This window comes from Deltaproteobacteria bacterium, assembly GCA_019309045.1.
In the GTDB taxonomy this organism is placed as follows: domain Bacteria; phylum Desulfobacterota; class Syntrophobacteria; order BM002; family BM002; genus JAFDGZ01.
The window spans coordinates 1-11,417 of record JAFDGZ010000089.1 but is presented as its reverse complement, the minus strand read 5'-3'; the positions used below and the strand labels follow the sequence as shown (position 1 = coordinate 11,417).

Here is an 11,417-nt window from a genome sequence, read left to right as displayed (position 1 = left end):
GACGTGGAGTTAAAGACCAGGAGGCTGGCGGCTCGCCGGGTTATCGGGGTACAGTACAGCGCATAGCGCTATCTTTTACCCTGCGCCCTGAGCCCTGCGCCCAATGCCCTGCCTTAGACTGCGGTGGCCTGTCCTGATTTCGATTCGTGGGGCATGATTGGCGGCATGATGTAATTGTATAGACGGCCGCTGGCGCAACCTGAAGGTTGCGGCTACCATTGATGGCCCCAGTAAGGCTAGAAGGCTGGAAGGCTAGGAGGCTGGGAGGCTGGGAAGCAATGGCGCTTCGCGCAATCATTGCTGGATGCCCTATGCTCCTGATAACCGACAACTGATAAATGAGGGCCGCCAGGTAGCCGGCGCCGAAGCCGTTGTCTATATTCACCACTGCCACCCCCGGGGCGCAGGAGTTCAGCATTGCCAGCAGGGCTGCCAGGCCTTCAAAGGAGGCCCCGTAGCCAATGCTGGTAGGAACGGCAATCACGGGGGTGTCAACCAGCCCCCCCACCACGCTGGGAAGCGCACCTTCCATGCCTGCCACTACCACGTGTACGGTTGCCCGACGCAATTCCTCCAGGTTGTGCAGCAGTCGGTGCAGGCCGGCAACACCCACATCGTAGAGCCGCTCGACCCGGCTGCCCATCATCTCGGCAGTGACCCGCGCCTCTTCCGCCACTGGAATGTCAGAGGTGCCTGCTGCCACCACCAGTATGGTACCCCTGGCCTTGCGAGGCATGTCAGCGTGGCTCACTGTGAGGGCGCGCGCCTGTTCATGATACACCGCTGCCCTGACCTGCTCCTGGACGCGGGCTGCCTTGTGAGGATCCACCCTGGTCACCAGGACATTGACGCCCCTTCTCTCCATGGCAGCGGCGATCTCGGCAATCTGCCGGGCGCTCTTGCCCTTGCCAAAAATCACCTCCGGGTAGCCGCGCCGCAGGCTGCGGTGATGGTCGATGCGGGCAAATCCCAGGTCCTCGAAGGGCCAGGTCCGCAGCTTTTCCAGAGTGGCAGCCATGTCCAGCCTGCCTTCCCGAAAGGCGGTCAGTATCTCACGCAAGGTCTCTTCTTTCATAGGGTTCCTTTGCTATGCAGGGTGCAGGGAAACCAGCATAGGGCATCCTTCGACGGGCTCAGGACAGGTGGGGCGTAGAGTAAAGACGGCGCGAAGCGCTCTACTGTACCCTGATAACTGATAACCCGGCGTCCTGTCCGCCGTAGCCTTTGGCGAAGGTGTAAGCCGCCAGCCTCCCAGCCTTTGGGCCTCCCAGCCTTCAAAGCGGAAAAGGGTTAATCTATCAGGTCGTGGCTAGAGAGCCACTCGTACAAATTGGTTTCTGAAACTTGATAACCGATAACTGGTAACCCGGCGTCCTGTCCGCCGTAGCCTTTGGCGAAGGCGGAAGCTGCCAGCCTCCCAGCCTTTAACTCCATGCCCTACCTTCTGAAACTGGCACCCTGCACCTTGAACCATGTACCCGTTTTTATGACTTCTCTGACAATCCTGGCCTGCTGGATGGCTATGTGCTGCTGGCCCTGCAATAGTTGGCGGCCTCTGGCTGCTTTGTCTCTGAACTCCTGCGGCCTGGCGAGCGCCTGCTGCAAGCGGTGCAGCAACTCCTGTTTGTCTGCCACTGTCCAGCCGCAGCCTGCACTCTCCAGCAGAGTGCGGGCCTCGGCAAAATTCTCCATGTGGGGTCCATAGAACACCGGCTTTCCCCAGGCAGCAGGCTCCAGGATGTTCTGTCCTCCCAGAGGTATGAGACTGCCGCCGCAGAACACCACATCCGCCAGTCCGTAGAGATCGAAAAGCGCCCCCATGCGGTCAACAAGGATTACGCCGGCCTTTCTGGTCTCGCCGCCATCTATCAAGCGGCTGTAAAGCTGATAGGCCAGGTCATGATCGCGAAGCCACCTCTGCAGCCGCGGCAGACGCTGCAGGTGCCGCGGCGCAAATATGGCCACCAGTTCGGGCACCTGCCGCTGCAGTTCGAGATAAACTTCAGGCAGCCAGGCAAGTTCCTGCGCCCGGATGCTGCCTGCCACCAGCACAGGCTCCCTGGAGGTCAACTGCAGCGTCTGCCGCAGCTTGTCCACTCTTGCGGGCACTGCCCTCTGCAGCAAGTCAACGTTTTTCAGGTTGCCGCTCACCACCACCCGCTCGGGCGGGGCCCCCATGGCAGTTATGCGGGCAGCGTCGGCATCGCTGACCATGGCCAGGGCGGCAAAGCCCTGCAGCACTGGCGCCAGAAAAGGCCGCAGCCGCAGGTAGCGAGCAAAGGATCTCTCGGAGATTCTGCCGTTCAACAGCACTGCCGGAATATCCAGGTGGCTGGCGCAGGCGAGGAAATTTGGCCAGAGCTCCGTTTCCAGGCAGACAATCAGATCAGGCCGCACTCGCCGCAGGGCCGGAGCCACGCTGTAGAGCAGGTCCAGCGGGAAATAAATGCGCCGCACCCTCTGCGGCAGCCTGGCCGCCGCCACCTGCTGTCCCTGGGAAGTAGTGGTGGAGAGCACCAGATCCAGGCCGGGAAGCACCTCATCCAGAGCCTGGATCAGGGTGGCGGCCACCCCCACCTCCCCCACGGACACTGCATGTATCCACAGGCGTGGTCTGTTGGCTCTGCCAGGGGGAATATGGGCCGCCGGGTAGCTGCCGAAACGCTGCCGCCAGCGGCCGCCCCTGCCCTGGAACGAACACAGGCGGGTGACCACAGGCAGAGGCGCCAGAACGGCTGCCAGGGGAAGCGTAGCAATGTTGTAGAGCAGCCAGGAAAGGGTCATCTTCCTCCGGGAGCAGGACCGTGTCCTGTCAACGACAAGGGTCACCTTTGCTGGACACTGAAAAGCAGGGCCTGCCTGATTTCTTCTGCCTGCTCCGGATCCTCTACTCTCTTGCCCTCCTGAGTAAGGACATAAAAGATATCGGCAGCCTGGTCCATTCTGGTGGAGATCTTGGCCAGGAAAACCTGCAAGCGCAGATCGAGCAGGGTTCGGGTGATGCCGTAGAGCAGACCCGGCCGGTCCGTGGTATAGACCTCGATGATAGTATACTGGTCGGAGGAGTCGTTGTCGATCACCACCTCGTCTGGATGTGTGGGCACGGCCTCCTTTTCGGCCAGCTGGCTGCTGGCATGGAGCGCCAGGCGGTACTCCAGGGCCAGTTTTCCCTGCAGGGCCTTGTGCAGGTCCAGCATCACCTGCTGCCACGGGATGTCGATCTCGGCCTCTGGCGCAGAGACCTCGAATATCTGCACGGCAATTCCGTCTGACTTGGTGTGGCTCTGAGCCTTCTTGATGTTGAGCCGATGCAGGGTGAGAGTCCCCGCCACCCTTTCCAGCAGGCCAAGGGGCTGACTGCTGACCAGGGTGAGCTCCCAGGTGTTTCCCTTCTTGCGAACCTGCCAGGCAAGCGGCTGGTCGGCAAGCTCTCCCTCCAACCGGAGATGCGTCACCAGATCCTCGGCAGCCATAGCCAGCACATATCTGGGCGAGTGCTGCTCCAGGTAGCGATCGAGCACCTGCTGATCAAACTCTGCGCCCAGCAGCTCCTGCACCTGTTGCCGCAGAAGCTGCAGACGAGCAGCCACTGTTCGTTCATCCGGGTCGCCCCTTTCCAGCTGCTGGCGCACGTTGAGGTAGAGCTCCTGCATGGGCAGGTTCTGATAGTGCTCCCAGGCCCTGGGGCCGGTGGCCTTGAGGTCGGCGAAGGAGTGCAGCATGAGCAGATGCAGACGCTCCAGGGAACCGATCACCCTGGCGCAGTGGCGAATCATCTGCTGATCGCCAATGTCCCTGCGCGCCGCACTGTCTGTGAGCAGCACGTGATTGGCCACCAGAAAACTGAGAAGCTCGGTCTCTTCCTTTGACAGGCCCAGACGCTCACCTATACTCCTGGCAGTGTTGCCTCCCCGCTCGGCGTGGCCATGGCCGCCGCTCTTGCCCACATCGTGGATGAGGGCGGCCAGCAACAGCACCAGGTAATTGCCCTCCTCCTGCCGCCACTCCTGCACCTGGGGGTATTGCTGGTCGTAGTGTCCTTGCAGCAGCCTCTTGGCTTCGGCGAAGGTCTGCAGGTGGTGCTCGTGCACAGGGTAGAGGTGAAAGGCGTCGTGCTGCACAAGTCCGTGGACGGCTTCGAGCTCGGGGCAGAGTGCCGCCAGCACGCCGCTGTCGTAAAGCCCCCGCAGAGCCACAACTTCAGAAGTCTCTCCTCGAATGATCTCCCACAACCACTCTCTGATGGTCTCCTGCTGCGCCGCCAGCGCTTGCACGTCGGCGATCTTCGTCCTCAGCCACTGCTGCGCCTGCAACCCCAGAGGAAGCTGCAAGCGCACCGCATGGCGGAAAAGATCCAGAGCGAGCTGCCCATTGCTGCTGCCAAGCTGTTCTGGATCCACATCCAGGCGGCCTGCAGCCACGAACATGCCGGGACTCAGCGGGGTTTCGCCGCTCCTGGCAGCCGAGGGTTTTTCCAGCCAGGCCGTTAGCAGATCGAAGCAGTGGCGGGCAGCAATATTGACCCTGTAGAAGTGTCTTTCCAGTTCGCTCATCAGCAGTTCCACCGCCAGGAAATCGCCCCTGTCCTGGTAGCCGAGCCTGGCTGCCACTTCCTCCTGGTCCTGGTAGCGCAGCCTGGTGTCTGAGGCGTTGCGCAGCAGCTGCAGATAATTGCGTACTTTGAGCTGGAAGTTCTCGGCACTGCCGAGATCTGCGAACACCCCGGGGGCAGTTGCGGCCAACTGCTGGAAGCCGTTCATTCCGTACAGCAGTGCACTGCTCCAGCGAATGCGGTTGAGCTCTCCCAGGCTGCCTGCACTGTAGTCGAGATCTGGTTCAAGAAGATAGTCGGGGTCCCGCTGGGCTCTCTGCCGCTGGCGCCAGTCTGCCGCCAGCTGCTGCACCGAGGGCCACCGGCAGCCCTGGCGAGATTCCTGGCCCAACTGCTGCCGGAGATGATCCATCAGCGGCCGCGAACCGCTGATGAATCGCCCGTCCAGAAGCATTTGCAGCCAGAAAAGCTCTTCTCTGGCGCGGGTTACGGCCTCTTCCACCGAAGCGATCTGGCAGTTCACCTGCCAGCCTGCCTGCTCCAGAGGCAGGGCAATGGCCTCCAGCCAATCCTTGTCACCCAGAGGAGAATTGGGCCCCTGCAGAAACAGCAGGGAGAGCGGCGACAGCGGCCCCAGGTGCCTTCTGCCGAACTCGCCGAAAGCCACCACCGCTCCATGGCGGCGCACCTCCCGGGGGTCCAGGTTGACTGGATTGGTCAGGCGGTTGTAAAGGGACAACACTGCCACCTCAACCACCGCGGTTATTCTGCCGCTGTCAGCCAGTTGGCTGGGTTCGGTCAACCGCTTTCGCTGCTGACCCAGTTGACGTATTACCTGTTCCATAAATTCACCTGATATCTCGAATTTCGCACCCCCCTGTGGCAGAGAACGGCAGGTCTGCACGAGGCCCAAAGGCCAGATTATTACCGTGGTGCATGTACCCGTTCTCCAGAGGAACGCTGCAGATCATTGTAGCTGGATTCCTGCCACAGTCCAGCCGCATCTGCGGCCGGAATCTAGAGGGGTGCGAAGCTCGAGCGCTAGGTTGCAAAGAGCCGTCTGCTCCTTCACCACACAGTGAGTCGTCTCACCGCACCTGTTGTCCCGGTATATTCTCACCTTACGGCTGCAAAGTCCAGCATTGCCAGAGCCCTCTCCCCGTTCAGCCCTGCAGGGGGTCATTTTCCACCAGGGTCCAGATGCCGCAGGGGCAGGCGCCGGCACAGAAGCCGCAGCCGATGCAGAGCTCGGCATCCACCACCATCTCGAAATCGCCGTTGCCCTCATCCTTTTTGGAAATGGCATTCTGAGGACAGATGGTGATGCAGATGCCGCAGTCTCGACAGGAACCGCAGGAGGAGCATTCAGCGGCACACTGCTCCACATCCTGGAAGCTCTGGATGCGGGGATCAAAGTAGGCCAGCTTGATGCGGTTGCGGTCGATTATCTGGCGGCTGTCTCCAGTGGGCCGCTTTCCTGCCAGCATGTCGTTGATGGCCCTGGCAGCCTTGCGGCCGGCGCCGATGGCGTCGGTGAGCAGCCCCAGCCTCACTGCATCGCCAATGGCAAAGATCTGTGGATCTGTGGTCTGGTAGATGTCGTTGACTTCTATGAAGCCCCTGTGGGTTCTCACCGTGTCCGGCAGAAAGTCGAGGTCCGGCTGGTCGCCTATGGAGATGATCACCGTGTCTGCCGGCAGCAGTTCGCCAGTGGTCAACTCTACCCCCTCTGCGGTCACCGCCTTGGTGAAGCAGGGCCAGCGGAAGCGAGCGCCCACCGCCTCGGCAGCCTCCCTTTCCTTGCCGAATGACAGGGGCTTCTGAATGTCGATGAGAGTTATGTCCCGGGCGCCCAGACGATGGGCCTCGGCGGCCGCGTCACAGCCCACATTGCCGGCGCCGATGATCACTACCCGGTCGCCCACTTCGATGTCGTCCTCCCTGCTCCTCTTGAGGAATTCCAGGGCAGGGATCATTCTTTCTTTGCCGGGCACCGGCAGCAGGCGCGGCTTCTGGGCCCCCACAGCAATGACCACGAATTCGTAGTCCACCTTGAGCTGTTCAACATCCTGGCGCTCGAGCCGCTGCTGCAGGTGGATATGGGGTATGGCCTGGCAGGCCCGCTCCAGCTCTTTATTGACGATCTCTTCGGGGAGCCTGCTCTTGGGAATGGTGCCGCTCATCTTGCCGCCCAGTTTCTTTTCCACGTCAAAGATGACAGGCTCGTGACCCAGCTGGCGCAGCTGCCAGGCCATTGAAATGCCGGCCGGGCCGCCGCCTATGATGGCGATCCGCTTGCCGGTAATCGGCGGAAATTCAGGCAGCCTGGCATTGAGGCTCGCCTGGCCCAGCTGGCTGACATCCACCGGCGCCATGCCGGCTGACTGGCGGGTGCATCCCTGCATGCACAGGTTGGGGCAGAGATAGCCGCACACCGTGGCCGGGAAGGGAGTGTAGGCCAGGGCCAGATCCACTGCCTCGTCCACCCGGCCGTCGCGGATCAGCCGCCAGCGTTCGTACACCGGGATGCCCGTTGGGCAGCTTGCCTCGCAGGGCGGCAGATAGGCATCATTCTCCCACACCGGCACGAAGCGGCGCAGCTCACCCGTAGTGATGACCGGTATGGGACTTCTGTCAATAGTAGTCAGATCGCCGATGAGGCCGCCGGCGCCCAGCTCCCTGTCCCAGACCTCCTGGCGGAAGTCGCTCATGGACCGCCGGACCTTGACGGCCCTTTCCATGGGGCTTCTGGCCTCGAGCAGCTGCCACTGGTCGCGCTCCGCCAGCTCCTGGAAGATTTCGCTGCAGTCGATCTTGTCCAGAAACATCCGCAGGTTTTCCGTGAGCCACTGCCAGTCTTCCTCGCTCAGGGGGACCAGCTTGGCATCGTTCTGACTGAAGCCGCCGTGGGGGCCTCTGAAGAAGATCCTGCCCCCCACCATGCCCACGCACGGCCGGTAGCCCAGGACGTTCTCCGGGTTTTGCGGCCGATAGCCGCAGACAACCGCAGTGCCGCCGGCCATGAATTCGGCAAAATAGTCGCCCACCGAGCCGAGAACCCACAGTTCGGGTGGAGCGAAGCGGGGGTTGTGCTTGGTCATGGTCATGCCCCGGGAGCCGATGTTGCCGGCCACGTAGATCTTGCCCTGGGCCATGGCATTGGCCACCCCATTGGTTGCATGGCCGTGCACCACGATCTCGGCGCCGCCGTTGAGCCAGCCCACGTCATCGGAAGCAGGGCCCATGACTTCCACCAGAGTGTTGGCAAAGCCCATGGAGCCCAGCCGCTGGCCGGGTGAGCCGGTGGTTCTCACGTACACCTGCTCCGCACCGGCCCGCCACAGTCTGCCGCCTATGCCGTGCTGGCCGTAGGCCTCTATTTGCAGATACCGTTTGCCCTCAGCCACTGCCTGCTGGATGCGCTCCTCCAGAAGGCGTGAATCCACCCGATGGCCGTTTTCCATGCCATAAATCAGGTAGCATTCATGTTCACTCTGATACATATACTCATCTCCAGAAGACTCATCAGACCACGAAGCTGATCTGCAGCCGTTCGGCTGCTGCCTTGTCATTGATGCCCAGGGCGTCGGACATGCCAATGGGCAGGGAAGTGGAGCGCCCCAGCGGCGCCATGATCTTCTTGAGCTCGGTGTCGAAAGAGAGAAATACATCCACCACCCGCTCGGCAACCTTCTCTGGATCCAGCCGCCGATAAAGGCGCGGATCCTGGGAGGTTATGCCCTTGGGACAGAGGCCCACGTTGCAGACATTGCAGCGGTCGGACTCGGAGCCGATGCAGCCGGCTGCCGCCTGCATTATGTACTTGCTAATCTGCACCGCACTCGCCCCCAGCATGATGAGGGCGGCGGCATTGGCCGCCAGGTTGCCCCGCTTGCCCACGCCGCCGGCGGCGATGAGCGGGATCTCGTTCTGCATGCCCAGCCTGGCCAGGTTGAGATAGCAGTCGCGAATGTTGCTGGCAATGGGATAGCCCATGTGGTCCATGGACACATTGTAGGCCGCACCTGTGCCGCCGTCTTCGCCGTCGATGCAGAGGGCGGCGGCATAGGGATTTCTGGTGAGGTTGTTGAGTACGGCCAGGGCCGTGGAGGTGCCGGAGATCTTTGGATAGACAGGCACGCGGAAGCCCCAGGCCATGTACATGGACTGGATCATCTTGGCCACCGACTCCTCGATGGAGTACTTGGTCTGGTGCGTGGCCGGACTGGGAAGACTGACACCCGGAGGCACGCCGCGAATTGCTGCTATGAGCTCGTTGACCTTGTACCACATGAGCAGACCGCCGTCTCCAGGCTTGGCGCCCTGGCCGTACTTGATCTCCACGGCACAGGGGTCCTCCTTCATCTCGGGCAGGGCATGGATGATCTCGTCCCAGCCGAAGTAGCCGCTGGCGATCTGCAGGATGACGTATTTGAGGAAGCGGGAGCGCAGCAGCCGCGGTGGACAGCCGCCCTCACCCGTGGCCATGCGCACCGGCATTCCCAGCTCCTCATTGAGATAGGCCACCCCCATCTGCAATCCCTCCCACATGTTGGGGGACAGGGCGCCGAATGACATGGAGCCTATCATCAGGGGGTAGATCTCGCGCACCGGCGGGATCCAGCCCTGCTGCCGCTGGAGCTCCAGGTTTTTCTCCGGCGGCAGCACTCTGCCGAGCAGGGTGCGCAGCTCGAATTCGTGCCGCCCAGCATCCAGGGCCGGGTCGGTGAGCATGGAGATGCGGGTGAACTTGATCTGGTCGAGAATGCCAACCGGCACATTGCGCCGGCCGCCGCGGCGGCGAGGTTGACCACCGCGGTTTATGTGGTAGCGCAGCTTGTCCGCCTCGTCGCTCCGGTAGGGCATAATGCAGTCGTTGGGGCAGACCAGGTTGCACATGGCGCAGCCGATGCAGGCATGGGCGGGATCCGTCTTCTGCCTGATGCCGTAGTGCACGGTGTAGACGTTGGAGGGCTCCCGGGTGAGTCCCAGGGGAGTCTCCACCAGACGCTGGCGAAAGACATCCAGCTCTATGGCGTGCACCGGGCACACTGCGGTGCAGCGGCCGCAGAGAGTGCAGCGGTCTCTGTCCCAGTGAACCTGCCAGGGCAGATCCTTGATGCTCAGTGAAGAGGGGGCAATGGTTCCGTTTGCCGACATATCTTTACCTCCTGTCGATCGGGCCGGATAATGGCGGTGTCCAGATGCATGGGCTGAAAATCCAGGCTCTTGTCCCTGTCCGGCACGGCAGCGTCCAGGCCGCACATTTCGGAAGAGATGACGTAGAGGCCGGGTTTGCCTCCCACCACAGCGGGACGCAGCTTTTTGCGATCCTGGACCACGAAGAGAGTCTTGTCCGGCAGGCAGCCCATGATGCAGTTGGGCCCGTCGATAATCATTTTGCGGCAGCAATGTTTGAGCTCTTTGAGGAAGGAGCCATTGGGATGGTCCTCCAGGTCCTCGTCCTGCAGCGGAGTAATGACGTGTTTGTACCACTCGATGCCCAGGCCCAGACGATAGAGGCTGTAGTGGAGAATGTGGGTGAAGACCTCCGAGTCTGACTGGTAGCCTATGTAGCCTGGAAAGCCCCTGGACATGAGAAACTCCCTGATGGGAACAAAGGCGGTGTTCTCCCCGTTGGTCATGGTGGCCACTCCCTGAATGAAGAAGGGATGGCAGGCATAGAGATTTATGGCATAGTTGGTGTTCTGGCGACCCTGGGCCAGCATTACCCTAGCCTGGAGATCGCTGCGGTCCAGCTGTAGATATTCGGCCACGGTTATGGGATCGCCAATTTCTTTGATCATGATAACGTCCGGCCAGAAGCTGAAGACGATCATGTCCTGCTTCTCCTCACCCATTTTCCGCAGCTGCAGCCGGGTGGCCAGCAAGCGATGCTGGATTTCCTTGTCGGTCAACCCTTCCCAGTCTTCCGGGTATTCATAGGCTCTGACGAGATATATGTCCCGCCTGGGAACTCCAGCTGGCGGCTTTTTGGGAATCTTGATGGAAATCTTGTATTTGGTCATGAAGCCCACATCCATCATAAAGCGATCCAGCCGCTTCAAGCCCTCGTTGCTGAAGATGCCCGAAAGAATAGGCGCCCCGTTCAACTGTTCGAAGGGTCCGCCGAGATCTGTAAAGAAAAGACCTACTCCGGAACCATCGTGGCCCTCCCGCATCACATCCAGGGCCTGGATGACCATCATGGGAGTCTGCGGCTCTTCACTGGTCATTGCAAACAGACGGCACATAATTTTTTCAACCTCTTGTCACGTCCCGGACACATGAAGCATCCAGGATAAAGAACAGACCTGGAATCGGGAAATGATGCTCTTCCCAGATTCCGCCCAACAGCACTGCTATACATTGGCATTGCAGCCACATTCTAAGCCACGCCAGAGCCGCCAGAACTCTCACTTTTCTGCGGCCTCGCTAGAGGTCAAACAGCTCCAGTTGCCAAGGCTCTGGGGGTATATTTCAGGCAGGAACTTCTTCGGTCCACTGTTGCCGCTCTGGCACTGGGTTGAGTTCTGGCGCGGGACATGCAAAGCATTCTGGGAAACTCAGGTTGGCTTCAAAAGAGTACCTCTGCTTGAAGGCCACCCTCAACCCGATCAATTTCTTCGGCGAAATTCAAGGCCGTCACGGACTACTGTCTTCTTTGACATCCAGTATTTACTATAGCAAACTTGCTCCTTCATTTTCAAGAAAAAAATGTAGCAAAAATTTCATTTAATATTTTATGTGGAATATTCTTTTCACGAGGCCGCATCCAGCAGGCTGGCGCTTGCACCGAGTTAGCGGTTGATGCCCGAGGCCCTGATTGAAGACACAGGGCAGTGGCCGCACCAACCGCTGTCCC

Annotated in this window: 6 protein-coding genes; all 6 read right to left on the bottom strand. The window is 60.7% G+C overall.

From position 1 onward, the window contains the following. Positions 1-40 precede the first annotated feature (40 nt). Positions 41-1,075, bottom strand: a complete 1,035-nt coding sequence (larB, locus tag JRI89_14695; GenBank protein MBW2072487.1) for a nickel pincer cofactor biosynthesis protein LarB — start codon at positions 1,073-1,075, stop codon at positions 41-43. Positions 1,076-1,437: 362 nt separating this feature from the next. Beyond that, positions 1,438-2,784 carry a hypothetical protein gene (locus JRI89_14690; GenBank protein MBW2072486.1) on the bottom strand — a complete coding sequence of 449 codons (1,347 nt, stop codon included), beginning with the start codon at positions 2,782-2,784 and terminating at the stop codon, positions 1,438-1,440. Between the two features lie 41 nt (positions 2,785-2,825). Beyond that, positions 2,826-5,396: a hypothetical protein gene (locus JRI89_14685; GenBank protein MBW2072485.1), complete on the bottom strand. Its 2,571-nt coding sequence runs from the start codon at positions 5,394-5,396 to the stop codon at positions 2,826-2,828. 319 nt (positions 5,397-5,715) lie between these two features. Next, positions 5,716-8,055 carry an FAD-dependent oxidoreductase gene (locus JRI89_14680; GenBank protein MBW2072484.1) on the bottom strand — a complete coding sequence of 780 codons (2,340 nt, stop codon included), beginning with the start codon at positions 8,053-8,055 and terminating at the stop codon, positions 5,716-5,718. Between the two features lie 22 nt (positions 8,056-8,077). Beyond that, positions 8,078-9,712, bottom strand: coding sequence for a 4Fe-4S binding protein (locus JRI89_14675; protein ID MBW2072483.1), 1,635 nt, complete (start codon positions 9,710-9,712; stop codon positions 8,078-8,080). Beyond that, entirely contained in the window at positions 9,676-10,806 is a 1,131-nt protein-coding gene (locus JRI89_14670; GenBank protein MBW2072482.1) for a glutamate synthase, read from the bottom strand. The genes JRI89_14675 and JRI89_14670 overlap by 37 nt, the downstream gene beginning before the upstream one ends. Between the last annotated feature and the right edge of the window lie 611 nt (positions 10,807-11,417).

Coding starts and splice junctions, on each gene's coding strand:
- larB (MBW2072487.1), bottom strand. CDS start 1,075: ATGAAAGAAGAGACCTTGCGTGAGATACTGACCGCCTTTCGGGAAGGC.
- JRI89_14690 (MBW2072486.1), bottom strand. CDS start 2,784: ATGACCCTTTCCTGGCTGCTCTACAACATTGCTACGCTTCCCCTGGCA.
- JRI89_14685 (MBW2072485.1), bottom strand. CDS start 5,396: ATGGAACAGGTAATACGTCAACTGGGTCAGCAGCGAAAGCGGTTGACC.
- JRI89_14680 (MBW2072484.1), bottom strand. CDS start 8,055: ATGTATCAGAGTGAACATGAATGCTACCTGATTTATGGCATGGAAAAC.
- JRI89_14675 (MBW2072483.1), bottom strand. CDS start 9,712: ATGTCGGCAAACGGAACCATTGCCCCCTCTTCACTGAGCATCAAGGAT.
- JRI89_14670 (MBW2072482.1), bottom strand. CDS start 10,806: ATGTGCCGTCTGTTTGCAATGACCAGTGAAGAGCCGCAGACTCCCATG.